Here is a 25,393-nt window from a genome sequence, read left to right as displayed (position 1 = left end):
AAAAGAGCGATCAGCGGCAGGCCTGAGCACGTCATTGTCGGTCCACGTAAAAAATTGCAGACTCGATGAAACAAAAAAACGACCCGGGAAACCTCGGCCGTTGTGTTTCAACTAAGTCGCGTGGCGCTTTGAGTCTGCCTGGACACCCAAGCCACAACAGGATCGGGCTGGTAACGAAGATCAAGGACAGCGTGCCCGTCCATGATGTTGATCAACACGGTGATGACGGAGGCATGCACCACGGGACCACTGATGAAATACAGCGCGACCACGGCGATGCGTCATTCGGAACGCGTGCCACATGGACGCCAGAGCAGAGATCACCACCGGCAAAAAGAAAGGCCCCCTTACGGGGGCCAAGGAGTCACCGGAACGCCGGTGAACTCGAGGGTGTCGCACGAAGAGCATGACTCTGGTGCGAGCGGATGGGAGTAAACCAAAGCGTCATCGCCTGGGACATCGGGTAATTCCGATATGTCGCGTGGCATTACTTCGGTTGGATAAGTCAGCCTTGTAGCAAGTGAGCGGCTGCACCGGTGGAGAAAAAAAGGCCCGGGAATCCCGGGCCTTTTCTATTTCGCTGGAGTCGCGATGCTTGCTTACGGACGACGCGCGAGCTCCGGGTTTTCCTTGGTCCTCGGCATCAGGTCCTGTTTGGACACGCCGAGCCACAGCAGGATCGGGCTGGCGACGAAGATCGACGACAGCGTGCCGACCAGGATGCCGATCAGCATGGTGATGGCGAAGCCGTGCACCACCGGGCCACCGATGAAATACAGCGCGGCCATGGTGATGGCGGTGAACAGTGCCGTGATGATGGTTCGCGACAGCGTGTTGTTGATCGAGCGATTGAGGATCTCTTCCGGCTCGGCCTTGCGCGACGAGCGGAACAGTTCGCGCACGCGGTCAAACACCACGACCTTGTCGTTGATCGAATAACCGATCACGGCGAGTACCGAGGCCAACACGGTCAGATCGAAATCGCGCTGCACCAAGGCGAACACGCCAACGGTGATCAGTGCATCGTGGAACTCGGTCACGATAGCCGCGACCGCGAAGCGCCACTCGAAGCGGATGCCCAGATAGACGCCGATGCCGAGCATGACCACGAGGGCGGCAATGATGCCGTCGCTGCGCAGCTCGTCGCCCACTTGCGAGCCGACATAGTCGCGGCTCTTTACCGTGGCATCCGGACGCGCCGCGATAAGTGCGGCGGTAGCGACACTGGCGACCTTGTCCAGGTTGACCTTGCCGGCTTCGTCCTTCATCGCTGCGGTGGGCTGGAAGCGCACCGAGACCTCGCGCGTGCCGCCAAGGCTGGCGACCAGCGAATGCTCGATGCCGGCCTTGTCCAGCGCCGCCTGCACTTCGGCCGTCGTCACCGGCTGCTGGTAATCGACCACCAAGGCCACACCACCGGTGAAGTCCAGGCCGTAGTTGAGGCCCTTCACCGCGATGAGGCCGATGGAGACGATCATCAGCAGGATGGAGATGGCGATGCTGATCTTCCGCATGCCAAGGAAGTTGATATTGCTGTTGTGGTTGAAGATTTCCATGTGTGCCTGTTCCTCTTCAGACCGACAGCGTCTTGAGCTTGCGGTGGCCGTGGATGAGCGCGGTGATCGCGTGCGTCACGGTGACCGAGGTGAACATCGAGGTCAGAATACCGATCAGCAGCGTCACGCCGAAGCCCTTGATCGGGCCGGAGCCCATCGTGGTCAGGGCGAGCGCAGCGATAAGGTGGGTGACGTTGGCGTCGAGAATGGTGGCCCACGCCTTGTCGTAGCCGGCGCGGATCGCCGCATGCGGCGTGGAGCCGTTGCGTAACTCCTCTCGTATGCGTTCGCAGATCAGCACGTTCGCGTCGATGGCCATACCCAGGGTGAGCACGATACCGGCGACGCCTGGCATGGTCAGCGTGACGCCAATGGCCGACATCACCGCGACCAGGATCACCAGGTTGAAGAACAGCGCAATATCGGCCACCAGGCCGAACAGCTTGTAGTAGATCGCGGCGGCAAGCAGCACCAGGGCCAGACCGATCATCACGGCCTTGAAGCCCTTCTGGATGTTGTCCTGACCGAGGCTGGCGCCGATCACGCGCTCTTCGACGATGTCGACCGGCGCGGCCAGCGAGCCACCCTTCAACAGCAGCGCCAGCTCGGACGCTTCCTTCGGGCTGCGCAGGCCGGTGGTCTGGAAGTTCTTGCCGAACACGCCCTGGATGGTGGCGTAGTTGATCACTTCTTCAGTGATCTTCGGCGTGCGCACTTCCTTGCCATCGACGATCTTGGTGTCGACCACGCGCTCCACATAGACCACGCCCATCGGCTTGCCGACGTTGCTGGTGGTGAAGTCCAACATCTTCTTGGCGCCGGCCGCGTTCAGCGTAACCGACACCGCCGGGCTGCCGCTCTGCTGGTCGAACGTCGACGAGGCGTCCGCCAGCTGGTCGCCGGTGACGATGATGTTCTTGCTCAGCAGGTAGGGCTGGCCCTCGTGATTCTTATAAAGACGCGCGTCCGGCGGAATGATGCCGCTGCGCACGGCGTCGATGGCCTGCTGCGGTGTGCCGTAACCAGCGCGGTATTCCAGCGTGGCGGTGGCGCCGATCAGCTTCTTCGCCTCGGCCGTATCCTGCACGCCCGCCAACTCGACCACGATGCGGCTATCGCCCTGCTGCTGGATGATCGGCTCGGACACGCCCAGCGCATTGATACGGTTGCGCAAGGTGCCCAGGTTCTGGCGGATGGTGTTGAGCGACAGCTCGCGCAACTTGTCTGGGCGCACGGCCGCGTTGAGCACGTAGCGATCGCCGGTGGCCGGGCCGTCCTGCACGGCGAGGTCGGGGTACTCGGCCGCGATGGCGTTCGAGGCCGTCGTGCGGTCCCCGATCGACTTCAGCACGATGGATACGCCCTGGCCGCGCACGGCATTGCGGGCTACCGATTCGTAGCGGATGTTCTTTTCGCGCAGCAGGCTGCGGATGTCGTCGGCGTAACGGGTTTCCTGCTTGTCGATCACGTCGTTCTGATCAACCTGCATCAGGAAATGCACGCCACCCTGCAGGTCCAGGCCCAGCGGCATCGGCTTGGCGCCGATCGCGGTAAGCCAGCCCGGCACGGTGGACTTGAGGTTGAATGCGACGGTGAAGTCGTCACCCAGCGCCGCCTTGATGACGTCCGCGGCGGTCCGCTGCACGTCGGCATTGATGAAGCTCGCCAGCAGGTGGTCGCCCTTGAGATCGACACCGGTGGTGGCGATGTTGTGCTGCTTCAGGGCATCGCTGACCTTCTGCTCGAGCGCCTGGTCGACCGTGCCGTTGCGGTTCGCCGTGATCTGCACGGCAGGTACCGGCAGGAAGGCGTTCGGCAGTGCATAAACAATACCGAGCACCAATACGATGGCGACCAGCGCATATTTCCAGCGTGGAAAATCACTCATGCCTTGAATCCGTCAAAGCCGCGGCACGAACGGCCACGGCGGTAGCTATGCGTCATATTGTGGCCGGCGCCCCTCGCCCCGGCCCGTCCCTCAGGACGACTTCAGCGTGCCCTTGGGCAGCACTTGCTGCACAGCGCCCTTCTGCAGCTTGATCTTCACATTCGGTGCGATTTCGACCGTGATGAAGCTCTCACCCACTTCATCCACACGGCCGGCGATGCCGCCATTGGTGACGACTTCGTCGCCCTTGGACAGCCCCGCCACCAGGTTGCGGTGTTCCTTCTGGCGCTTCATCTGCGGGCGGATCATCAGAAAATAGAAGACCACGAACAGCAGGATCAGCGGCAGGAACGTCATCAGCGGATTCGCGGCCGGAGCGGCACCGGCAGCCGGAGCGGCCTGAGCGATCACGAAGGACATCGGAAGATTCATCAGCTTGTCTCGCAAGTAGCGGTACCAACAGGGATTTCTGTCAGCACCTGATAAAAGATCGTGGATTATGCCACGCGCCCCTGGACCCTGCATGCGCCGCAAGGCCCTCCCGCCACTGGTTCTGGCGGCGGGGAGCACGGTTTCCAAGGGCTGGACCGTGGGAAGGCCGGGATGGTTCCGCGTCCGCCCTTACTAGACGGGTCGATCAGGCCGTCACGGCACCCTGCCGGCGGGCATAGAACTCCGCCACGAAGTCATCCAGCCGGCCAGCCGCAATGGCCCCACGCAGCCCCGCCATCAACCGCTGGTAGTGCCGCAGGTTGTGCATGGTGGCCAGCTGGCTGCCGAGGATCTCGTTGCAGCGGTCAAGATGCCGCAGGTAGGCGCGGCTGAAGCCGTTGCTGCAGGCGTAGCAATCGCAGCCTTCCTCGATTACCCGGGTGTCCTGGGCGTACTTGGCGTTGCGAATGCGCAAGGTGCCCTCGGCCACGAACAGGAAACCGTTGCGGGCGTTGCGGGTCGGCATCACGCAGTCGAACATGTCGATGCCGCGACGCACCGCTTCCACGATGTCCTCGGGCCGCCCCACGCCCATCAGGTAGCGCGGCTTGTCCTGCGGCAGCAGCGGCACGGTGAAGTCCAACGTGTGATTGCGCTCCGCCTCCGGCTCGCCCACGGCCAGGCCGCCGACGGCATAGCCATCAAAGCCGATCTGGACCAGTCCCTCGGCAGAACGGCGGCGCAGGTTCTCGTACACGCTGCCCTGCACGATGCCGAACAGCGCATTGGGATTCTTGAGGTCGTCGAACCCCCGGCGCGAACGCTCGGCCCAGCGCAGGCTCAGCTCCATCGAGCTGGACGCCACTTTCTCCGTGGCCGGATACGGCGTGCACTCGTCGAAGATCATCGCGATATCCGAATCCAGCACCTTCTGGATCCGCATCGATTCTTCCGGCGACAGGAACACCTTGGAACCGTCGACCGGCGAGGCGAACGCCACGCCCTCCTCGGTGATCTTGCGCTTGTGCGCCAGCGAGAACACCTGGAAGCCACCCGAGTCGGTGAGGATCGGCTTGTCCCAGCCGATAAAGCGATGCAGGCCGCCAAACTGTTCCACCACCTCGAGGCCCGGCCGCAGGAACAGGTGGAAGGTATTGCCCAGGATGATCTCGGCACCCACCTCGCGGATATCCCGCGGCGTCATCGCCTTGACCGAGCCATAGGTGCCCACCGGCATGAACGCCGGCGTCTCCACCGTGCCCCGGTCAAACGTGAGGCGGCCGCGACGGGCCGCGCCGTCGGTGGCCTGAAGTTCGAAAGTCATGGAAGTCATCGTGCAATTATCGCGTGTTCTGGGGATTCGTGCTTTGCGAGGTGGGTTTTTGGTGTATTCGTCGAATGTCCCCAGCCACTTTTTTCGCCCGTCATCCCAGCGAAAGCTGGGATCCAGCGCCTTAGGGCTTGCCTGCGGAGGGACTAGATCGCGTTCGCGGACACGAAGAGCGAAAGTCACTGGATCCCAGCTTTCGCTGGGATGACGAGCTAGACCTAACCGCCCGGCGGCAGAATCAACATCGCATCGCCGTACGAGAAAAACCGATACCGCTGTTCTACCGCATGCCGATACGACCCGAGCATGAATTCCCGCCCCGCCAGCGCCGACACCAGCATCAGCAAGGTCGACTGCGGCAAATGGAAATTGGTGAGCAAGCCGTCGATGCTGGTGAAGCGATAGCCGGGGAAGATGAAGATCTGCGTTTCGCCCGCGAACGGCTGCAACTCGCCATCGCGGCTCGCGCTTTCCAGTGCGCGGACCACAGTGGTGCCGACGGCGATGACACGGCCACCAGCAGCGCGCGTGCGCCGGATCTGCTCCACCAGGCTGGCGCCGACATTCAACCACTCGCGATGCATCTGGTGATCTTTGATGTCATCCGCGCGGATCGGCTGAAACGTACCGGCGCCCACGTGCAAGGTGACATAGCCAAACTGGATGCCACGCTCGCGCAGCAGCGACAGCATGCCTTCGTCGAAATGCAGGCCAGCCGTGGGTGCAGCGACCGCACCGGGCTCACGCGCAAACACCGTCTGGTAACGCTCCAGATCGCTGTCGTCGGCGTGGCGCTCGATATACGGCGGCAGTGGCATTTCGCCGAGCTTGAGCAACAGCCGTTCAAGCGGTTCAGGCGACTCGAAGCGCAGTCGGAAGAATCCACCATCGCGCCCCAGCACCACGGCATGGCTGCCATCCGCCAGCTCGATGCGCCCGCCTTCTTTCGGCTTCTTGCTGACCCCCAACTGCACGGTGGCTTCGTGCGCGCCGGTGACGCGTTCAATCAAAATTTCGACCGCGCCGCCGGTGTCCTTGCGCCCATGCAGTCGTGCCGGCAATACGCGCGTGTCGTTGAACACGAGCAGGTCGCCCTCGCGCAGAAAGTCGGGCAGCTCACGAAACAGGCGGTCCTGACGCGTCTGCGCCGCCACATCGAGCAGCAACAGACGGCTGGCCGAACGCTCGGCCAGCGGTGCCTGGGCAATCAGCTCGGGCGGGAGTTCAAAATCGAAATCGGTCTTCTTCACGGCGGGGCTTGGGCATCGAATAGGCCATTATCGCGCAAAACCCCATTTCGACGTCCAAAAACCCCGTCAAACCGCTGGCATGCGCCGTTTCCTCAACGCGATCCATGCCGCCAGGCAGCCAACGGAACGAAGACCCGCCGGTCTCGGTCGGCTGATGGCACCGCATGGCGTGTGGCGCCTGTACATAGCTGCACGCGACAGGAGGCGCTCCGCACCGCGAAGGCTCTGGTGTGAGGGATGGACCGCCACGCCACGCCCACGGCGACGTGAAGCATCGATTAATCGATATGCAGCGCGGCCGTTCCACCCCCACAGCGCAACCAACCGATGTTCAGCTGACGGCCCGCACGCAGCAGACCACTCTGCGTGCGTTGCAGAAACAGGCCGTGAGCCGTGCGCAACACAGAGTAACCGTTGATGCCGTCAGCGGTGTTGCATGCGGCATTCACCCGCACCAGCAATGGTAACGACACATCAGCATTGCCCGCATTGATCAAGACCAGATCCTGTAACGCCGTACCGTCCCTGGCGCGCGCCACGCCCAGGAGCGACGCCTTTAGCGGTATTCGCGCCAGTACCGCGCGCCAGGTCGCCATGCTCCAGGCTCGCCCATCATCCTCGGTAGGCAGCCGGAACCAGGCAATCCCGACGAGACCAGGCGGCGCGTCGGACTCCAGCGCGGCCACAAACCGCTGCATGACCTGTGGATCGGCGAACAGTTCGCTGGCACCCGCACCCGTTACCAAGGTCGGCCGCTCACTCTCGACCGTGATGACACGCCCCTGCTCGTCCCAGCTCACCCGCATGCCATAGACCGGCAGAGCCGCGCGCCAAGGCTTGTGCGTATGCGTGGCGAAGTCGGCCAACCAGGCGCGCGCCGCCGAAGGATTGAATAGACCGGCCCGAGGCGACTGCACGGCGTGCACCTGTAGAACGGCTTCATCGGCCTGCGCCAAGACGGCGTCGAGATCGGCGCTGCCCAGCCAGGTAGGCAAGGCGGTGATCGAAAGGCGCTCGCCGGCGGGCATGTGGGAATGCAACACCGCCAGGAAGTGCGCGTAAGCCGGCAGGCGCGCCGTCGCGCAATCGTGGTCGATCTCCACACCGGCTAGCGTCAAACCATGTTGACGCCAGGTGTCCAGCACCATTTGCACGTCGGTGAGCAGGGTGGCTTCGTTCCAATCGGCAAGCTGCCCTTCGATGCGTACCACGGCCACCACGGGCTTGCCGGTGGCTGCCAGCGCCGCCCAATCGGGCGAGAACGTTCGCCAGTTTCCTTGCACGTCCACCTGACCGGCCAGCACGCGCCACTCGCTTACCTGATCGGCGCTTTGACGAACGGCGTCGATCAGCGATGGCGTCCATTGACGCTGCCATACATAGGCATCATTGGAGAGCGCGAGCTTGCGGCCCGAACAAGCCATCAGGGCAGCGCCCATCACGGCACCCAGCAGAGGCCAAGTCAGGCAGCGAAACAGACGTGTGTTCAATGTCGACAAGGCAGCGCTCAAGCAACCGGCTTTCGCCCATGGCAGCCCAATGTACGCTGGCTGCCTACCACCTGGCTTACAGCCACCCTTTTTGCCGAGCCATGCGGTACGCCTCGATCCGGTTGGTCGCCCCCAACTTGCCGATGGCCTCGGACAGGTAGTTGCGGACCGTGCCGTGCGAGAGGTTGAGCTGGCCGGCGATATCGTTCGCCGATTGTCCCTCCCCAGCCAGGCGCAGTACCTGTCGTTCGCGGTCGTTGAGCGGGTCGGCCTCCGACCATGCTTCCAGAGCCAGTTGCGGGTCGATGGCGCGACCGCCTCGATGCACCATGCGCAACGCCTCGGCCAGATTCTCCGCGGGCGCGTCCTTCAGCAGATAGCCGGACACGCCGGCATCCAGCGCGCGGCGAAGAAAACCCGGGCGCGCAAAGGTGGTCACGATAACTACCTTGATCGGCAGCTGATGGCGCTGGATGCGCTGCGCCAGCTCCAGTCCGGTCAAGCCTGGCATCTCGATATCGGTGACCAGGACATCGGGCTTCAGGCGCTGCAGTTCGCGCCACGCCGCCTCGCCATCGGCCGCCGAACCCATAACGTCGATATCCGATTCGAGATTGAGCAGGGCCGATAGCGCGCCACGCACCATCGCCTGATCTTCGGCGAGCAACACGCGGATCATGCGGCATTCCTCAGGCCTGCCATGTTCTTCACGGGCCCCCTGCCTTCGGTGGGGAGAACGCCAGCACCGATCTTGCCCTTCTGCATCTTGATGGTGCCTCCGTTGCTTGAAAATAGCGTGCTTGTCGTCGTCACGCTGACGACCGCCAGCCCCGGAAGAAAGGCCGAATACGGGTCAGATATGCCCCTCATAAGGCGCGCCGTTCCAGCGGCGGCAACGCCGAGGCCGTCGGCGCGTCGTCCTGGATGTCGTCGCCCTCCCGCTCCCACGGATTCGTGCGGAGGCGCAGCGGCACATGAATATGCAGGCGGGTACCGTGGCCGGCCGGCGAATCGACCTCCAGCGAACCACCCAGCGCGCCGACACGTTCACGCATGCCATTGAGACCGTTGCCGTTGCTGCTTATCCCGCCGCGACCGTTGTCTTCCACGCAAAGTCGCAGCACGTTGGCCACCACGGTAATTGACACTCGTGCCTTAGTCGCCCTGGCATGTCGCGCGATATTGGTGACGGCCTCACGCAAGACCAACGCAAGGCCGCGCTCGACATCTGCGGGTAATGATGGCGGCAGCACGCCACTGTCCAGCGTCACTGCAGAGGACTCCAGCATCAGCCGCGCCGCCGCCAGTTCGGCGGCCAGATCGGTGGCGCGAAAGCCACTCACCGCGGCGCGCACTTCAGCCAAGGCATGCCGGGCGACCTTTTCGGCCTCCTCCAACTCGCGCCGCGCCGCTTCGCTGTCGCGATCGAACAGTTTGCGTGACAACTCCAGTTTCAGTGTGATCAACGACAGCGTATGACCGAGCAGATCATGCAGGTCACGGCTTATTCGCTCACGTTCGGCCGTCGCAGCCAGGCGACGAACTTCATCATGCGACAGCCTCAGTTCGGCGTCCTTCTCGTTGGTCAGTCGTTGGGCATTCACAACCAGGCCGACAATGAAGGTCGTCACGGGAAGCCAGATAACCGCCTGCCACGCGAAGTGCAGAAACCACGCTTCGACAAGAACGACAGCGTTCATGCCTGCCAGCGTCAACAGGTAGGTGCGCAGGCTCATGCGGCAACTGCGCAGCATGATGCAACCATAGATGAAATAGGTCAGACCGGTGGCATACCAGGGAAGCAGGATCATGCTCAGCGCTATGAGCATCAGCGCGTATTGGTAAGCAACCCGTCGCGACACCAGGCAGCACTTGGCGTACAGGAGCAGGAAGATCGGATAAGTGATGGCCGTCAGCACGGCCCAGCGCAAGGTGTAATGATCGAATACCGGCGTAATGAACACCCAGACCGACCACAATAGGTTCACAGCATCGGTCCACGGGGACCGACCGCGCTGCGTGTTGGCAGCGACCAGAGAATCCGGCGCGGGGGTAAACCATGCACGTAGGGTTTTGCGCATTGCACCCACTTCCCGTTGTGTCTCCCTCTGGGGCTGCATGCTACTTCAACCGAGGCGCTGCAAGCGTCGCGCGGCAAGCAACAGAAAGGCCATGCCATAGGCACCGAGCACCAGGATATGTGGCCACGGATCGAGCTGCCCCACTCCCAGCGCCCGCAGCGCCAATGGTTGCAGGTGCGCGCTGGGCCATATAGGTGCGATGCGCTGCAGCGTCGGCGGCAGCATCGACAGGGGTATCCATAATCCCGAAAGGAAGGACATCGGCAGGTAGATCAGGTTGAGCACGCCAGGCGCGCCCTGCCCCTTGACCAGCGTGCCTACGAACATGCCCATGGCGCAGAACGGCAACACCCCAAGCATGCCAATGAGCAGCAGCATGCCAGCCTGACCCGTCGTCAGCGTCACATGCGCCAGGCCGACGGCCAAGGCCAGAAGCAGCACGATCACCGTCCCCGCAGCCATCATCGCCATCAGCATCTTGCCTAGCAGATAGGCACCGGGAGGCATGGGCAGGGCGCGCTTGAGGGTGAGCAGGCCGATGTCGCGCTCTATCGCCAATGACACACCAAACCCGAACAGGCCCGGACTCATCACACCAAACACGCCGTAACTGGCCAGGAGATATCGCGCCATGTCGGCGTTGCCGCCGTGATCCATCACGATGCCAAAGAGCAGGTAGAACATGGTGGGGAACAGGGTGACTGGCAGCAGGAAGCCCGGCGCCCGCAGGTAACGCAGGCATTCGCTGCGCGCTTCGGCGACATAAGCGCCCCATACACGGCGCAGCGGCATCTCGCCGATGGTGATTGATGGTGTGGAAGACACTTCAACGGTAGCCATCACGCTGCCTCCTGCTCCGTAGAAGTTTCGCGGGTGAGTTCGGTAAACGCTTCGGCCAGGCCAGCGCGCATCACTTCCAGTTCCGACAACGAGGGATCGGCGTCCAGCAGACGGCGCAGGATGTTCTCAGGCGCGTCGGTGCGGATATGCAAACGTCCGCTGTCGCGTTCGACGGAAACGACGTGCGTCCAACGTGCAATCGCGACTTCGTCCAGGCCGCTAAGGCAACATATGCGCGTCAATGCCACGCGCGAGCGCAATGCATCCACGCTGCAATCGCTGAGTACACGCCCCTTGGCGAGCACCACGACGCGCTGTGCCAGCACTTCGGCTTCTTCCAGATAATGCGTGGTCAACACCACACCACAACCTTCGCTCACGAGGTTGCGTATGGCCGTCCACAGTCTCTGTCGCGCATCGATATCCATGCCGACGGTGGGTTCGTCCAGGAATAGCAGTTCCGGCCGTCCGCACAGCGCCATCGCAAACTGCACGCGACGCTGCTGCCCGCCCGACAGTTTGGCGTAGGGCCGTGAGAGAAGATCGGTGATACCGGCCAACGTCGCGCATTCATCCAGCGTGCGAGGCGACGGGTAATAACTCATGGTGAGACGCAGCAACTCACCCACCCGCAACGTCTGCGCCAGCATGGCCGACTGCAGCATCACGCCGACGCGCCGGCGCGCACGGAGGCTTTGCGGTTCCTCACCGAACAGTTCGACGCGTCCAGCATCGGCGCGTATCAAGCCGAGCAATAGACCTATCGCGGTGCTCTTGCCGGCACCGTTGGGGCCAAGCAGGGCCACTAGTTCGCCGCGATGCAACATGAGGTCTAAACCGTCTAGTGCTGTTAAAGAACCGTAATGTTTGACCGCTCCGACCAGGCTGGCGACAGGTGCAGCGTGCTGTTTCATGGGCCTTACTCCTTCCCCGCCATGCTAGGTGTGGCAAGGGTTTGCACGCAGTCGCCAACGTCAGCAGGCGCAGGTGACAAGCGTCACACGGGGTACCGGTGGCGACGAGGCCGCGCTATGCTCAGGTCGCCGTTGCATTGCCACATCCCCGATGAAACGCAGTGCGACAAAGCCCTTGCAGGCTTGGGAAACGCCGCAGATTCACGCGTTCCCACATGCATTCACAGACGCGTCGACGCGCATGCCATCGGGACGGCAGGCACGTCGACTTTGAGGAGGTTCCCATGGGTGTCATTAATCAGCTGCGCGAACTGCGCGAATTCGGTGGCGCGGCGCAGACCACCGGTTTGGACGACGCGACCGTCGAGCGTTTTGCGGCCAGCCATCCGCAGCTGGCGCAGGCAATCGATGAGGCCGTCGCGCGACATCGCGAACTGCGTGCCGAACTGGGCGACTTCCTCAAGCTGGACGAAGCCGAGCAGATCGCCACGGCACAGGCGGAGTTCGTCAATTTCTATCCTGATGACGCCATCAATCACTACCTGCCGGCGGCCGCACGTGGCCCCTGGGTTGTCACCCTCAAGGGTGCGGTGATCCACGACAATGGCGGCTACGGCATGCTCGGACTGGGCCATAACCACCCGGCCGTCGACGCTGCGCTGGCCCGCCCGCAGGCGATGGCCAACGTGATGACGCCGAGCGTCTCGCAGATGCAGTTCACGCGAGCCATGGATCGCGAGTTGGGTCGAAACGGTGGCAACAACCCGTACACGCGCTACCTATGCCTCAACTCCGGTTCGGAGTCGGTAGGTCTGGCCTGCCGAATAGCAGACGTCAACGCCAAGCTGATGACCGATCCCGGCGCACGCCATGCCGGTCGCATCATCAAGCGCCTGGCGGTGAAGGGGGCCTTCCACGGCCGCACCGACAAGCCGGCGCTGTATTCCGATTCCACTCGCAAGACCTATCTGCAGCATCTCGCCAGCTACCGCAATGAAGACACGCTGCTGACCATCCAGCCGTACGACATCGCGCAGCTCGAAGCCGTGTTTGCCGATGCCGACAAGCATGGCTGGTTTATCGAAGCGATGTTCCTCGAACCGGTGATGGGCGAAGGCGACCCGGGTCGCGCGGTGACGCCCGAGTTCTATCAAAAGGCGCGCGCACTCACCGAAGCACACGGCGCGCTGCTGCTGGTCGACTCCATCCAAGCGGGTCTGCGTGCCCACGGCGTGCTTTCGTTAACCGACTATCCGGGTTTCGAAAAGCTGGCCCCGCCCGACATGGAGACCTTCTCCAAGGCGCTCAACGCGGGCCAATATCCGCTGTCGGTGCTGGCCGTGAGCGAACGCGTTGCCAAGCTGTACCGCAAGGGCATCTACGGCAACACCATGACCGCCAATCCGCGCGCGCTCGACGTAGCCCTTGCCACGCTTGGCGAGATGTCCGACGACGTACGACGCAACATCGGCGAACGTGGCCGTGAATTCGTCGACAAGCTCAACCTGCTGAAGAACGAACTGGGCGGCCTCATCACCAAGGTCCAGGGCACCGGCCTGCTGTTTTCCTGCGAGCTGTCGCCGGAGTTCAAGTGCTACGGCGCGGACTCCATCGAGGAGTACATGCGCGTGCGCGGCGTCGGCGTGATCCACGGCGGTACCAACTCGCTGCGCTTCACCCCGCATTTCCTGGTGACCAGTGCCGAGGTGGATCTGGTGGTGGCTCACGTGAGCCAGGCTTTGCTGCAAGGTCCGCGCAAGCTCAAGACTGAGGCCGAGGCGGCCTGAACCGCCTGCCCTGATTCACCTGCGGCGAGGCTGAACGCCAGCGCGCCGCAGGATGAATCGCGCCCGTAACGCCCTGGGCACGCCCTCTCACGCAGGATACTTCGGCAGGCATAGACTTGCGCCACCGGCACTCGCCGGTCATCCAGGAGGGTATCCGCATGTCTTCGCGTTTAAGCCTGATGGTCGCCAGCCTCGCGCTGGCCTTTGCCGCTTCCTCTGCCTTTGCCGCACCGCAGGCTGCCAGCAGCAGCGTACCCGCCAAGAACTCGCAGCAACAGCGCATGGCCGACTGCAACAAGCAGGCGACGGGTAAGACCGGTGAAGATCGCAAGACTTTCATGAGCACCTGCCTCAAGGGTGAAAGCCCGGCCGCTCCTGCCGCCAAACAGACGCAGCAGGAAAAGATGAAGGCGTGTAACGCCGATCCGCAGGCCAAGTCGCTCAAGGGCGACGCCCGCAAGTCGTTCATGAGCACTTGCCTCAAGGGCGATGCCGCCCCCACGACGCATTGATTCACGCCTAGGCCACCAGGGTGCCGGCACACGCCGGCACCTTTTTTCGTGCGCGGCACAGGGCGTAAACGACAATCGCGCCAGCTCCCAGGGACACTCCCGCATGAAAATCGTCGAAGTCCGCCACCCCCTCATCCAGCACAAGCTCGGCCTGATGCGCCGCGCCGGCATCAGCACCAAGGAGTTTCGGGAGCTCGCTTCCGAGGTGGCGGCCCTGCTCACTTACGAGGCCACCAAGGACCTGGAGACCATCGAGCAGGCCATCGACGGCTGGGCTGGGCCGTTGACCGTGCAGCAGATCAAGGGCAAGAAGATCACCATCGTGCCGATCCTGCGCGCGGGATTGGGCATGCTGCCCGGCGTGCTCGATCTCATCCCGGCCGCCAAGGTGAGCGTGGTTGGCCTGCAGCGTGACGAGGAAACACTCAAGCCCGTCACTTATTACGAAAAGCTCACCGGCCGCATGGACGAGCGCATTGCGCTGATCGTCGACCCGATGCTGGCCACCGCTGGCACCCTGGTCGCCACCGTCGACATGCTCAAGGCCGCCGGCTGCAAACGCATCAAGGGGCTGTTCCTGGTCGCCGCACCCGAAGGCCTGAAGCGCATCGAAGCCGCCCATCCTGATATCGAGATCTATACGGCAGCGATCGACGAACGGCTCAACGAGCACGGTTACATCCTGCCCGGCCTCGGCGATGCAGGCGACAAGATCTTCGGCACCAAGCAGCTGCCAGCCACCTGACGGCCTTGCCTCCACGGCACCCACACAGAGCCCCGCCTGGCGACAGCGGGGCTTTTCGTTTTATGCGGAATGAGAAATGCAGCACGAAAGTCACGGAGACGACATCTAGCCATGCGATCTTTCCGGCGCTGGTCCGTCCCTCAAGAACAGCCATAACAATTTGATTTCCGTAGCACTAATTAATCTTTTTGCTTAAGTAACTGCGTGGTGAGCCGATAGCTCTTGCAGTCTTCTCACCCTCAGACATCCCATGCTCAAGCTACCGAAGTGGATTCCCCTGCTGACGCTGCGCAAGCGTCTGCTGCTGCGCCTGCTGTCCATCCTCGGATTGCTCGCGTTGACCTGCGCCGCAGGCATCGTGCAGCTGCGTCGGGCTGACACGCGCATCGAGGGGCTCGTGCAGGGTTCGCTCAGTCCGGTGGCCGATGTCGGCCGCGTGCAGAACGACTACAACAGCAGCCTGCAGGCCTTGGTACATGCTGTGCTGTCGCAGCTACCCTCTGCTGTCGACGACGCGCACACCCGCATCCATGCCGATCGCGTCGATGCGCAGCGTCACTGGAAGCGGCTGCTCACCAGCGAGCTGGCACAGGAACAGGCCCAGTCCTTGAAGTTGACCGAGGTGCATCGCGCCGAGGCCGACCGCGCCATCGACGAAACGCTGGCCCTGCTCGACGCCGGCCAGTTCGACATCGGCGCGCTGAAACTCAGCACGGAAGTACAACCGGCCTACGAACCGCTGCAGAGCGACTTCGCCAACCTGTTCCAGGCCGCACTGGCCAAGGGCAACAGCCAGGTGCAGGCGCAACGCCAGGCCGATCGCCAGGGCATGCTCCTGCTGTTCGTCTTGCTGGTGATGGCTCTGCTTTCCACCATCGTGCTCGATGGCACCCTGATGCGCAGCCTGATGCAGCGCCTGAACCTGGCCACCGACGTCGCCCAGCGCATTGCATCCGGCACCCTCGGCGAACGATTCGATGCCGGCGTGAATGACGAACTGGGCAAGCTGCTGCGCGCGCTGGCCTCCATGGACGAACAGCTGACGCGCGTGCTGAAGCAAGTCCGCGCCAGCGCGTGCTCGGTGGACGAACGCGCGCATCGCCTGTCGCATGACAACCAGGCGTTGAGCCAGCGCACCCAGGCGCAGACTGCCAACCTCGAACAGACCGCCGCCTCGATCGAACACATGTCCAGCAAGGCCATCCAAGGCGCCGACCATGCCGATGGCGCCGCCCACGCGGCACGCGAAGCGCTGGGGCATGTCGAACAGGGGCGTCACGTTGCCGGCGAAGCGCTGGACTCCATGCACGCGATTCAACAAGCCAGTCTTGGGATTACGGAGATCGTCGACCTGGTCGACAGCATTGCCTTCCAGACCAACCTGCTCTCGCTCAACGCGGCCATCGAAGCGGCGCACGCCGGCGAGCGCGGCCGCGGTTTCGCTGTGGTGGCCAATGAGGTGCGCCTGCTCGCGCGGCGCTGTGTGGAGGCCGGCAAGGATATCCGCCGTCTCGTCACCAGCAGCACGGAAGCCGTCGATGTGGCGCGGGCACGCGTTGCGCTATCCGGCGAGGCATTGGACGGCATCGTGCAAAGCATGGCGCGCGTTTCGGGCCTGGTTTCGCAGATCTCCGATGCCGGCCAGGCGCAGGTCAGCGGCGTCACCCAGATCAATCGCAGTGTGCTCGACATGGACAAGATCACGCAGGCAAACGCTGGCCTGGTGGACGACATCAACATGACGGGCCGCGCGCTCAGCACCGACGCCGAGGCGTTGATGCGCCAGGTGGCCTTCTTCCGTCTTCCCGATGCCGTGGAAGACACTCATGAGCAGGCGCACGAGGCGCCGCCCCCACTCGCAGTGAAGCACTCGTATCGGGTCGCTGCGGCGGCCTGAGTCCAAGCCATGCATGCCAGCCATCCCGCTACGCCCTGAGTCCCGACATCACATGCTCGAGCGCGCACTCGCGGCAGGAAGTCTCACACCGGTATTCCAGCCGCTGGTGCGCGTCGATACGCTCGAAGTCGTCGCACACGAGGGACTCAGTCGTTGCGCCTTCATGCCCGGCAACTTCTCCATCCTCAACCTGCTGGATCTCGCGCGCATGGAGGGTCGGCTGGCGGATATCGAGCTGCACGCGGCGCGCACCATCTGCCGCGCCTTCGCTACGCATCCCGGTGATGGCCGGCTCCTGGTCAACCTCAGCGCCCAGGCGATCCTGCACGATGCCTTGCGTCCCGACGAGGTTCTGACAGCCCTTACCGGCAGCGGGTTGGACCCCGCGCGCATCACCATCGAAGTGACCGAACGCGACGTGGTGGAGAACCCTGCCCGCCTGGCCCATGCGCTGGGCTATCTGCGTGCGCATGGCATCCGCATTGCGCTCGACGATTTCGGAAATGGCCATTCCAGCTTCGAGATGTGGAACGAGATCCATCCGGATGTCGTCAAGATCGACCGCTACCTCATCCACGGACTGTCCCGCAGCGCGGGAAGGTTGGCCATCGTCCGCGCGCTCTGCCAGGTCGCCGAAACGCTGGGCACGGATCTGGTCGCCGAAGGGGTGGAAGATCCCGCCGACCTGCGCCTGCTGCGCGAACTCGGCATTCCTTACGCCCAGGGGTTCCTGATCGGCAAGCCGATCGGCGAACCGGTGACGGAGGCCAGCGAAGCGGCGCAACAGATGCTGCGCACGCCTTCGGTCTCGGTGCCGCCTCGGCCGCGAGGGCCGGTGACGCAGCGCCCCACCCAGGTGCGTCACTTGCTGATGGATGCACCTTCCGTGCATCCCCGACAGACCAACGACGAAGTGATGGCGCTGTTTGTCCTCCACCCGGAACTGCACGCCGTGGCGGTGGTGAAGGATGGCCGCCCCATCGGCTTGATCAATCGCCGGCTGGTCAATGAACGCATGGCCCAACCTTTCGCCCGTGAACTGCTGGCGCGCAAGTCATGTACGGCACTGATGAATGGCGCGCCCCTGGTGTGCGATGAACACCGCAGCCTGGAAAGCCTCGCTGACGTCCTTCGCGGCGAGGATCAACGCTATCTCAGCGATGGCTTTATCGTCACCAGCGATGGCGAGTATCGTGGGCTCGGCACCGGCGAAGCCCTGGTGCGCCGCGTGAGCGAACTGCGCATCGACGCCGCACGACATGCCAATCCGCTGACGTTTCTTCCCGGCAATATCCCAACCACCGAACAGTTGGAGCGTCTGCTCAGCGGCAGCGAACGCTTCGTGGTGGTGCACGTCGACCTGACCGACTTCAAACCATTCAACGACCACTACGGCTACTCGCGCGGCGACGAGATGATCCGGCTGCTATCCAGCCTGCTCAGCGAATATGTCGATCCTGCGCTCGACTTCGTCGGGCATATCGGCGGTGACGATTTCGTGGTGCTGTTTCAGAGTGAGGACTGGGCTGCGCGTTGCCATCGCGTGATCGAGGCCTTCAACTCGCGCTCGCCCCACTTGTTCGACGCCGCCGATATTGCACGCGGCGGACTGCGCGGCAAGGATCGTCGCGGCACGCCGCAGTTCTTTCCGTTCACTACGGTAGTCATGGGCGCGGTACAGCTATCACCGCCGCTGCCGCAGCGCGTCCAGTCGATTGCGGCTTTCGCAGCACGCGCCAAGCGACAGGCCAAGCGCTCCAACGTGGGCCTGCATGTACTCGCGCGGGTGACGCCGCCGTTGGAAGCGGTGACTCCCTAAACAATAAGCCCCGACCGTTACCGGCCAGGGCTGACGCTGCAAATCTACCTGCTTACGAGATCAGCCGCGGAAGCGGTCGGTCGCCTCGATCAGCTCCGAGATATTGCCGGGCTCGAACGCCGAATGACCGGCATCCTGCACGATGCGCAGATCGGCCTCCGGCCACGCGCGATGCAGGTCCCATGCACTGCGCATCGGACACACCACGTCATAACGGCCCTGCACGATCACGGCGGGAATCTTGCGAATACGGTCGACGTTGCGCAGCAATTGGTCATCGTGTTCGAAGAAGCCGCCATGCACGAAGTAATGGCATTCGATGCGGGCGAACGCCAACGCGAACTCGTCTTCGGCGCTCGACTCGATATGTGAGGTGTCCTGCCACAGATAACTGGTGGCGCCCTCCCACACCGACCAGGCACGCGCAGCATTTACGCGCACCTGCGGGTCGACGCTGATAAGACGACGGTGATACGCACTCATCAGGTCGCCGCGCTCAGCTTCCGGAATCGCATGGAGAAAGGACTCCCACGCGTCCGGATAAAGCACGTCGCAACCCTTTTGGTAGAACCACTCCAGCTCCGAGCGACGCAGCATGAAGATGCCGCGCAACACGAGTTCGGTGACGCGATCGGGATGCGTCTGCGCATACGCCAGCGCCAAGGTCGAACCCCAGGAACCGCCGAATACCTGCCAGCGATCGATGCCGAGTTGCGTGCGCACACGCTCGATGTCGTTGACCAGATGCCAGGTGGTGTTGTCGGTCAGCTCGGCATGCGGCGTGGACTTGCCGCAACCGCGCTGATCGAACAGCACGATGCGGTAGACCGCCGGGTCAAAGAAACGGCGGCACTTCGGGTTGGTACCCCCGCCCGGGCCACCGTGCAGGAACACCACCGGCTTGCCGTTCGGATTGCCGCTCTGCTCGTAATAAAGCGTATGCAGGTCGGACACCTTGAGCATGCCGCTGTCATACGGCTCGATCTCGGGATACAACGAACGAAGTGCCTGCGGCATGCTCAATCTCCTCAACACATCAGGGACGGCGGATAAGGCTATCACGCCGTCCCTGAGCTCGCAGGGCGATCCTTACGGGCGTCCCACCGTCAGGATGGTGAAGCTGTCGGGAACCATCGAGCGCTTGCCGGCACCCGGTGTCGTGGGCGCAACCAACTGTGCCGCCGAGAGGTGCAGGCGATGCAGCTTCGGATCGAGCGCGAGCGTGCGCGCACTCGGCTGCGTGGGAATCGTGGCCACGACGCTGTAGTGATCCGCATCGTCCTGGTGCACGGCCGTGATATTGCCGCTTTCGCCGTTGGAGCTGTACACCATCGACGTGCCCTCATCGAACACAACTGCGTCCGGGCCCTCGCCAATCGGCACGATCGCCACGACGTGTCCGTTATTTGCATCGACGACGGCCATTTGCTTGTTGTCGCAGACCGAGAACAGACGATGCTTCTTGTTATCGATGGCCAGGCCGCTGGGCGACTCGCAGGTACCCAGCTTCCAGGTACTGGCCACGGTATTGGTTTTGGTGTCGATCTTCACCAGCTCGGCGCGGTCTTCGATATTTACAAAGACATGACCCATCTCGTCCGTGGCCGCGAATTCCGGCTTGCCGGCGAGCGCGATGGTGCCCACCACGCTATTGGTCTTGGTGTCGATCACGCTGGCCGAGTTGCTCTTGCCGTTGAACGTGAACACGTGCTTGGATGCGGGGTCATAGAGGATGGCGTCCGGCTTCTCGCCGGTGCCATTCACCGTGGCGACGACGGCCAGGGAATCCAGGTCGAACACGGTCACGGAGGCGTTCTTGCCATTGCTGGTGTAGCCACGCTTCAGTTCGGGAGCGATGGCAATGCCGTGCACGCCCTCGGTGCCGGGGATCGTGCCGATCTGCTTGTTCTGGTCAACGTCGACGACCAACACACGATCGGCGCGGCTGACAAAGAGATGCCGGTGCTGGGCATCGAAACTCAGGTAGTCCCAACCACCCGGGCCACCCAGCTGCAGGCGCGACAGCACGCGGTAGTCGGAGGGCTGCGGCGCGGCCATGGCGTAGGAGGCGCAGAAAACGAGCAGGGTCGCGGCCAGGGTGCTGCGGAGATGTCGTTGCATGTTCAGGCCCGTCGGAGATGAGGTCCGCTGAGCATGCTCCCTTGGGCTTAGGGCCGCCTTAGTGACGTCAACAGAACAGCTTGCCGGGGTTGAGGATGCCCTTGGGGTCGAATACCTGGCGCACACCGCGCATCAGGGCAATCTCCGCCTCGCTACGGGTGCTTCCCAGGTAGGCACGCTTCACCAGCCCGATCCCGTGCTCCGCGGAAATGCTGCCGCCATGGCGCTGCAGGGTATCCGCCAGCAGCTTGGTCACGTGCTCGCACTGCGCGATGAAATCGGCCTCGGATAGATCCGCGGGGCGCAGCACGTTGATGTGCAGGTTGCCGTCGCCGATATGCCCGAACCACACCACATCGACATGGGGATACTCGCGACCGAGCAGCCCCTGGATTTCGTGCAGGAAATCGGGCAACGCGCTGATGCGCAGCGAGATGTCGTTCTTGTACGGCCGATGCGGCGCCAGACTCTCGGTAATACCTTCGCGCAGGCGCCACAAGGCGGCGGCCTGCGCGTCGCTCTGCGCCATCACGCCATCGCTGATCCAGCCGCGCTCCATACCCAGTTCGAACGTTGCCAGCGCAGCATCCTGGGCGGCCTCGTCGCCATCGAATTCGGTGACCACGTAATACGGATGATCGCCGTCGATGGCACGCTGCGCGCCGTGCGCCAGCACGTGGCTTAGCGCGGCATCGGTAAAGAACTCAAAGGCCTGCAGCGACAGGCGCGCGCGGAACAGCGCGAACACCTCCATCAAGGCTTCCATGGTCGGCAAGGCCAACAACATCACTTGCGACGGCGGCGGCGGATTGGTCAGGCGCAAGGTCGCTTCGACCACCACGCCCAGGGTTCCCTCCGAGCCGATCATCAATTGCCTCAAGTCATAGCCGCTGGAGTTCTTGATCAAGCCACGATTGAGCTGCAGCAGTTCGCCATTGCCTGCTATCACGGTCAGCCCGGCGATCCACTCGCGCGTATTACCGTAACGGATCACGCGGATGCCGCCGGCATTGGTGGCGATATTGCCGCCGATGGAACAGGAACCGCGCGCGGCGAAATCCACGGGATAGACCAAGCCTTGCTCCCGTGCCGCCTCGTGCACGGCGTGTAAGGTCATGCCGGCCTGCACGCTGAGGGTGCGGTCTACGGCATCGAACTCGAGCACACGGTTCATCCGCTCCAGGCTCAGCACCAGCTCGCCGTTGGCCGCCACCGCGCCGCCAGACAGGCCCGTCCTACCGCCTGAAGGCACCACCGCCACGCCCCGCTCGTTCGCCCAGCGGACGATCGCCTGCACCTCGGCCACCTCAGCCGGCAAGGCGATGGCCAGCGGGGCGGGTGTCCAGCGGCGGGTCCAGTCGCGGCCATAGTGCTCAAGGTCGGCCGGGTCGGTCAGCAGTCGCAGGTTGGGCAGTCGGTCGGCAAGAACGGCCAGGCGAGCGTCAGTCATGAAAAGGTCCCAGAGGCATCTGTGCAGCCTGCCAGCGCTGGCTCGCAGCGTCCAGTGTTGCGATGCCGCAAATCTGTCACAAGGTCTGGCATAGTGAGGAGGTTATCCCTTGCGCAACGGCCCATGAAGACCTCGTTCCCGAAACAAGACATCAAGGTGCTCCTGCTGGAAGGCGTCAGCCACAGCGCCGTGGACAGCTTCCACCGCGCCGGCTACAGCCAGATCGAGTTCCACGAAAAGGCGTTGCCGGAAGCCGAACTGAAGGCACGTATTGCGGACGCCCATATCGTCGGCATCCGCTCGCGCACCCAGCTCACCGACGACGTGCTGCAGCAGGCTAAACGGCTGATTGCCGTCGGCTGCTTCTGCATCGGCACCAACCAGGTGGACCTGGGCGCCGCACGCCGACTGGGCGTCCCGGTGTTCAACGCCCCCTACTCCAACACGCGCAGCGTGGCCGAACTGGTGATCGCCGAAGCCATCATGCTGTTGCGCGGCATTCCACAGAAGAACGCGCTCTGCCATCGCGGTGGCTGGACCAAGTCCGCCGCCGGCAGCTTCGAGGCGCGCGACAAGGTGCTGGGCATCGTCGGCTATGGCCACATCGGTACCCAGATAGGCGTGCTGGCCGAAAGCTTGGGGATGCGCGTGATCTTCCACGACATCGAATCCAAGCTGTCGCTGGGCAATGCGCGGGCCGCCGACAGCTTGGAAGATCTGCTCGAACGTGCCGACATTGTCACCCTGCACGTCCCCGAAACGGCCGCTACGCGCATGATGATTGGTGCAAACGAGCTGTCGCGCATGCGTCAAGGCTCGCTGCTGATCAACGCCTCGCGCGGCACCGTGGTGGATATCGATGCGCTGGCCGCCTCGCTGCGTTCCGGCCATCTTTTCGGCGCCGCCGTCGACGTGTTCCCGGTGGAACCCAAGGGTAACGACGACGCCTTTGTATCGCCCCTGGTCGGCATGGACAACGTCATCCTGACGCCGCATATCGGCGGCAGCACGCTGGAAGCGCAGGACAATATCGGTATCGAAGTGGCGGCCAAGCTGGTGCGCTACAGCGACAACGGCTCGACCCTGTCCGCGGTGAACTTCCCCGAAGTATCCCTGCCCGAACACCCGCACAGTCGCCGCCTGCTGCACATCCATCGCAACGTGCCGGGCACGCTTTCGCGCATCAACGAACTGTTCTCGAGCGGCAATATCAATATCGACGCCCAGTTCCTGCAGACCGATAGTGAGGTCGGCTACGTGGTCATCGATGTCGCCGCCGACGAGAAGCAGTCGGGCGCATTGAAGGACCAGCTCGCCGCCATCCCAGGTACGCTGCGCAGTCGCGTACTGTACTGAGTCCCGCGCCAACGGTAGAAAACGGCGCCCTCGCGGCGCCGTTTTCTTTTGCGCAACGGACTACTCTGGACTCGCGCCGGTAGGGTTAAGCGATGCCGCCGGTGCGCGGAGCCGCAGCGCCAGCAGGGACGCTGCCACCAGCAAGGCGAAGCCCGTAGCCACCAGCGGCACATGCCCCACGTCATTGCCGCTGATGCTGAAGGAGGCCGTCAAGGGACCAAAGGCGCTGCCCAGCAATTGGGCAGCCGGCACGAGCATGGCGACGCGTCCTTGCGGATCAACGTCGAACGCCAGGCGGATATGGAACGGCATCAGGAATAGCCATCCAAATCCAAATACGCCGCTCAGCACGGCAAACATCAGCGTATTGCCTGCGGCCAAACCATGGATGGCCACGCCGATGGCGGCGAACAACACGGCGCCAGCCACCAGCACATACGGCGCCCGCCACCAGCGCACCACGGCGGAAGCCACGCTGCCGCCAATCAGTTGCATCGCCAGCACCAGTGCCACCAGTACCTGCGCGTTGCTTGCAGTGAATCCGGCTGCCTGCCCCAGCGGCTCCATATAGGCCCAAAGCGTACCCACCGCGCACAGATGCGCGAATGGCACCAGTAGCGCCAGGAAACCGCGAAGCGACACCACCGAGGGCGTGATCGCCTCCTCATGCAAGCCCAGCCGCATGGGCAGCCAGCGCAGCAAGAGCAGCGGCAGCAGCGACAGCACGGCCAGCGCGACGAAGCCCGTCTGCCAGCCGACATAAGGCATCAGCCAGCGCGCCAGCAACAAGGCCACCAGCGCCTGGGCCAGCGTCTGCAAGGTGAGAAAAATGCCAGCGAGCCGATCAGGCTTGATCGAGCGCACGATCACCATGGCCGTGATCCCGAACAAACCAGCCGCCAGCAGTCCGGCCGCTATGCGCATCAACGCGCAGGCGAGGTCACCATGAGCCAATGGCGTCAGCAGGTTGACGCCAGCCAGCAGCAGGCTGGCGAGCGCCGTCGTGTGGCGGAGATATCCTAGCGGCAGCCATTTTTCGACGAGGATCACGCCAACGCCAAGCGCGAAGATCTCGCCCATGGCGACCACACCCACGCCTTCCAGCGAGATTCTTCGCTGCGTCACCAACTCGCCCAGCAGGACCGGCTGCAGCCCCAGCATCATCAGCGCCACGCAACCGAGCAGCAGCGCCGCGATCACTTCGGAACGACGGAAGTTCGTTGAAACGGGCTTATTCATGGACGTACCCGGCAAATACAGACGTCGTCGCGTTGCATGCTGCCCCCTAGTAACCGTTCGATTCTTCCGGTCTGAGCCCCGACGCCATACGCGTGGCCGCGCGCGCCTGGTCTTTATGCAAGCGGCCGTTAGCGATGTAGCAGACCCACCACGGCAGCGTATGCACCGGATCACCGGTGCCCGCCGCCATCACATAGGCCTTGATGCACTTCTCGGCCAGTTCCGCGTTGAGCACCAATCGCTGTTCGGTCGTGCCCAGAATCGCCACGCGCCGTCCGCAGACCCACAGGTTGCCGCCCTTCGCGAGACAACGCTTCGCATCCGTACGCAAATCCGCGCCGATGGCGCGCAAGGGCACGGTAGTGCGGCCGAGATGTCGCGCTTGTTCGTCGAAGACCTGTGGCAAGCCACCGCCGAAACCGGCCAGGGTACGTCCGAACGCGCCACCGCCCAGCCCGATCGCACCAACATCCGCGCGGGCGAGATAGATCGCGGCATGCACCGCGGCGTCGCCCTGCGCCTTGGCGAACGGTACCGACACCAGGCTGCCGCCATCGGCATCGGCGGCACGCAGCAACATGACCGCTTCGCCAGGCAGGCGCATCGACATGCTGCCGTCCGTGCCCAGCAGGTGGCGGTCATGCAGGCGCTGGCAAGCTTCGTCAAGCAGGTGGGAAAGGTTCATG

At 63.4% G+C, this 25,393-nt stretch carries 21 protein-coding genes; 6 read left to right on the top strand and 15 right to left on the bottom strand.

The genetic code is table 11. The annotated features are described in order from the left end of the window. Positions 1-599: 599 nt before the first annotated feature. The 10 genes from secF to ACT01B_RS05055 form a co-directional block, all read right to left on the bottom strand. Positions 600-1,556 (bottom strand): protein translocase subunit SecF, encoded by a 957-nt coding sequence (gene secF / locus ACT01B_RS05100; protein WP_445146296.1) that lies wholly within the window; start codon positions 1,554-1,556, stop codon positions 600-602. Positions 1,557-1,572: 16 nt separating this feature from the next. Continuing rightward, entirely contained in the window at positions 1,573-3,444 is a 1,872-nt protein-coding gene (gene secD / locus ACT01B_RS05095; protein ID WP_445146295.1) for a protein translocase subunit SecD, read from the bottom strand. 90 nt (positions 3,445-3,534) lie between these two features. Further along, positions 3,535-3,876, bottom strand: a complete 342-nt coding sequence (gene yajC / locus ACT01B_RS05090) for a preprotein translocase subunit YajC (protein WP_445146294.1) — start codon at positions 3,874-3,876, stop codon at positions 3,535-3,537. 205 nt (positions 3,877-4,081) lie between these two features. After that, positions 4,082-5,209: a tRNA guanosine(34) transglycosylase Tgt gene (gene tgt / locus ACT01B_RS05085; RefSeq protein WP_445146293.1), complete on the bottom strand. Its 1,128-nt coding sequence runs from the start codon at positions 5,207-5,209 to the stop codon at positions 4,082-4,084. A gap of 215 nt (positions 5,210-5,424) precedes the next feature. Further along, positions 5,425-6,456 (bottom strand): tRNA preQ1(34) S-adenosylmethionine ribosyltransferase-isomerase QueA, encoded by a 1,032-nt coding sequence (gene queA / locus ACT01B_RS05080; RefSeq protein WP_445146292.1) that lies wholly within the window; start codon positions 6,454-6,456, stop codon positions 5,425-5,427. Positions 6,457-6,734: 278 nt separating this feature from the next. Continuing rightward, on the bottom strand, positions 6,735-7,955 hold the full coding sequence (locus ACT01B_RS05075; RefSeq protein WP_445146291.1) for a DUF3142 domain-containing protein: 1,221 nt from the start codon (positions 7,953-7,955) through the stop codon (positions 6,735-6,737). 67 nt (positions 7,956-8,022) lie between these two features. Further along, entirely contained in the window at positions 8,023-8,625 is a 603-nt protein-coding gene (locus ACT01B_RS05070) for a response regulator transcription factor (protein WP_445146290.1), read from the bottom strand. 187 nt (positions 8,626-8,812) lie between these two features. Continuing rightward, positions 8,813-10,027, bottom strand: a complete 1,215-nt coding sequence (locus ACT01B_RS05065) for a sensor histidine kinase (protein WP_445146289.1) — start codon at positions 10,025-10,027, stop codon at positions 8,813-8,815. A gap of 45 nt (positions 10,028-10,072) precedes the next feature. Continuing rightward, positions 10,073-10,867 (bottom strand): ABC transporter permease, encoded by a 795-nt coding sequence (locus tag ACT01B_RS05060; RefSeq protein ID WP_445146288.1) that lies wholly within the window; start codon positions 10,865-10,867, stop codon positions 10,073-10,075. After that, positions 10,867-11,781, bottom strand: coding sequence for an ABC transporter ATP-binding protein (locus ACT01B_RS05055; RefSeq protein ID WP_445146287.1), 915 nt, complete (start codon positions 11,779-11,781; stop codon positions 10,867-10,869). Before ACT01B_RS05055 ends, ACT01B_RS05060 begins: the two co-directional genes overlap by 1 nt. A 284-nt stretch (positions 11,782-12,065) precedes the next feature. On the opposite strand from ACT01B_RS05055, the gene ACT01B_RS05050 reads away from it, so the two are divergent. The 5 genes from ACT01B_RS05050 (at position 12,066) to ACT01B_RS05030 (ending at position 18,541) form a co-directional block, all read left to right on the top strand. Then, on the top strand, positions 12,066-13,568 hold the full coding sequence (locus ACT01B_RS05050) for an aminotransferase class III-fold pyridoxal phosphate-dependent enzyme (protein ID WP_445146286.1): 1,503 nt from the start codon (positions 12,066-12,068) through the stop codon (positions 13,566-13,568). A 158-nt stretch (positions 13,569-13,726) separates the two neighbouring features. Next, positions 13,727-14,080 carry a PsiF family protein gene (locus tag ACT01B_RS05045; protein ID WP_445146285.1) on the top strand — a complete coding sequence of 118 codons (354 nt, stop codon included), beginning with the start codon at positions 13,727-13,729 and terminating at the stop codon, positions 14,078-14,080. Positions 14,081-14,183: 103 nt separating this feature from the next. After that, complete coding sequence (gene upp, locus ACT01B_RS05040; protein WP_445146284.1) at positions 14,184-14,825, top strand: uracil phosphoribosyltransferase; 642 nt, start codon at positions 14,184-14,186, stop codon at positions 14,823-14,825. Between the two features lie 250 nt (positions 14,826-15,075). Beyond that, positions 15,076-16,722, top strand: a complete 1,647-nt coding sequence (locus tag ACT01B_RS05035) for a methyl-accepting chemotaxis protein (protein WP_445146283.1) — start codon at positions 15,076-15,078, stop codon at positions 16,720-16,722. A 52-nt stretch (positions 16,723-16,774) separates the two neighbouring features. Next, on the top strand, positions 16,775-18,541 hold the full coding sequence (locus ACT01B_RS05030) for an EAL domain-containing protein (protein WP_445146282.1): 1,767 nt from the start codon (positions 16,775-16,777) through the stop codon (positions 18,539-18,541). Between the two features lie 60 nt (positions 18,542-18,601). Here ACT01B_RS05030 and pip read toward each other — a convergent pair whose 3' ends face one another. The 3 genes from pip to ACT01B_RS05015 all read right to left on the bottom strand — a co-directional run bounded on the left by pip (position 18,602) and on the right by ACT01B_RS05015 (position 22,112). Beyond that, positions 18,602-19,558 (bottom strand): prolyl aminopeptidase, encoded by a 957-nt coding sequence (gene pip / locus ACT01B_RS05025; RefSeq protein WP_445146281.1) that lies wholly within the window; start codon positions 19,556-19,558, stop codon positions 18,602-18,604. Positions 19,559-19,630: 72 nt separating this feature from the next. Further along, complete coding sequence (locus ACT01B_RS05020) at positions 19,631-20,662, bottom strand: YncE family protein (protein WP_445146280.1); 1,032 nt, start codon at positions 20,660-20,662, stop codon at positions 19,631-19,633. Between the two features lie 67 nt (positions 20,663-20,729). Continuing rightward, positions 20,730-22,112, bottom strand: a complete 1,383-nt coding sequence (locus ACT01B_RS05015) for an FAD-binding oxidoreductase (protein ID WP_445146279.1) — start codon at positions 22,110-22,112, stop codon at positions 20,730-20,732. A 123-nt stretch (positions 22,113-22,235) separates the two neighbouring features. Between ACT01B_RS05015 and serA the strand changes: the two genes are divergently transcribed. Then, on the top strand, positions 22,236-23,468 hold the full coding sequence (serA, locus tag ACT01B_RS05010) for a phosphoglycerate dehydrogenase (protein ID WP_445146278.1): 1,233 nt from the start codon (positions 22,236-22,238) through the stop codon (positions 23,466-23,468). Positions 23,469-23,528: 60 nt separating this feature from the next. Here serA and ACT01B_RS05005 read toward each other — a convergent pair whose 3' ends face one another. Both ACT01B_RS05005 and ACT01B_RS05000 read right to left on the bottom strand, forming a co-directional pair. Continuing rightward, complete coding sequence (locus ACT01B_RS05005) at positions 23,529-24,707, bottom strand: MFS transporter (RefSeq protein WP_445146277.1); 1,179 nt, start codon at positions 24,705-24,707, stop codon at positions 23,529-23,531. A gap of 46 nt (positions 24,708-24,753) precedes the next feature. Then, on the bottom strand, positions 24,754-25,392 hold the full coding sequence (locus ACT01B_RS05000) for a hypothetical protein (RefSeq protein WP_445146276.1): 639 nt from the start codon (positions 25,390-25,392) through the stop codon (positions 24,754-24,756). Position 25,393: the final 1 nt, after the last annotated feature.

The sequence above is a fragment of the Dyella sp. Tek66A03 genome (genome assembly GCF_052567735.1).
Note: the sequence above shows the minus strand (reverse complement) of the source record. Positions and strands in the feature narration are given on the sequence as shown.

Excerpts from the sequence above, each read along its gene's own strand:
- secF (WP_445146296.1), bottom strand. The coding sequence starts at position 1,556 with ATGGAAATCTTCAACCACAACAGCAATATCAACTTCCTTGGCATGCGG.
- secD (WP_445146295.1), bottom strand. The coding sequence starts at position 3,444 with ATGAGTGATTTTCCACGCTGGAAATATGCGCTGGTCGCCATCGTATTG.
- yajC (WP_445146294.1), bottom strand. The coding sequence starts at position 3,876 with ATGAATCTTCCGATGTCCTTCGTGATCGCTCAGGCCGCTCCGGCTGCC.
- tgt (WP_445146293.1), bottom strand. The coding sequence starts at position 5,209 with ATGACTTCCATGACTTTCGAACTTCAGGCCACCGACGGCGCGGCCCGT.
- ACT01B_RS05070 (WP_445146290.1), bottom strand. The coding sequence starts at position 8,625 with ATGATCCGCGTGTTGCTCGCCGAAGATCAGGCGATGGTGCGTGGCGCG.
- ACT01B_RS05065 (WP_445146289.1), bottom strand. The coding sequence starts at position 10,027 with ATGCGCAAAACCCTACGTGCATGGTTTACCCCCGCGCCGGATTCTCTG.
- ACT01B_RS05060 (WP_445146288.1), bottom strand. The coding sequence starts at position 10,867 with ATGGCTACCGTTGAAGTGTCTTCCACACCATCAATCACCATCGGCGAG.
- ACT01B_RS05055 (WP_445146287.1), bottom strand. The coding sequence starts at position 11,781 with ATGAAACAGCACGCTGCACCTGTCGCCAGCCTGGTCGGAGCGGTCAAA.
- ACT01B_RS05050 (WP_445146286.1), top strand. The coding sequence starts at position 12,066 with ATGGGTGTCATTAATCAGCTGCGCGAACTGCGCGAATTCGGTGGCGCG.
- ACT01B_RS05045 (WP_445146285.1), top strand. The coding sequence starts at position 13,727 with ATGTCTTCGCGTTTAAGCCTGATGGTCGCCAGCCTCGCGCTGGCCTTT.
- upp (WP_445146284.1), top strand. The coding sequence starts at position 14,184 with ATGAAAATCGTCGAAGTCCGCCACCCCCTCATCCAGCACAAGCTCGGC.
- ACT01B_RS05035 (WP_445146283.1), top strand. The coding sequence starts at position 15,076 with ATGCTCAAGCTACCGAAGTGGATTCCCCTGCTGACGCTGCGCAAGCGT.
- ACT01B_RS05030 (WP_445146282.1), top strand. The coding sequence starts at position 16,775 with ATGCTCGAGCGCGCACTCGCGGCAGGAAGTCTCACACCGGTATTCCAG.
- pip (WP_445146281.1), bottom strand. The coding sequence starts at position 19,558 with ATGCCGCAGGCACTTCGTTCGTTGTATCCCGAGATCGAGCCGTATGAC.
- ACT01B_RS05020 (WP_445146280.1), bottom strand. The coding sequence starts at position 20,662 with ATGCAACGACATCTCCGCAGCACCCTGGCCGCGACCCTGCTCGTTTTC.
- ACT01B_RS05015 (WP_445146279.1), bottom strand. The coding sequence starts at position 22,112 with ATGACTGACGCTCGCCTGGCCGTTCTTGCCGACCGACTGCCCAACCTG.
- serA (WP_445146278.1), top strand. The coding sequence starts at position 22,236 with ATGAAGACCTCGTTCCCGAAACAAGACATCAAGGTGCTCCTGCTGGAA.
- ACT01B_RS05005 (WP_445146277.1), bottom strand. The coding sequence starts at position 24,707 with ATGAATAAGCCCGTTTCAACGAACTTCCGTCGTTCCGAAGTGATCGCG.
- ACT01B_RS05000 (WP_445146276.1), bottom strand. The coding sequence starts at position 25,392 with ATGAACCTTTCCCACCTGCTTGACGAAGCTTGCCAGCGCCTGCATGAC.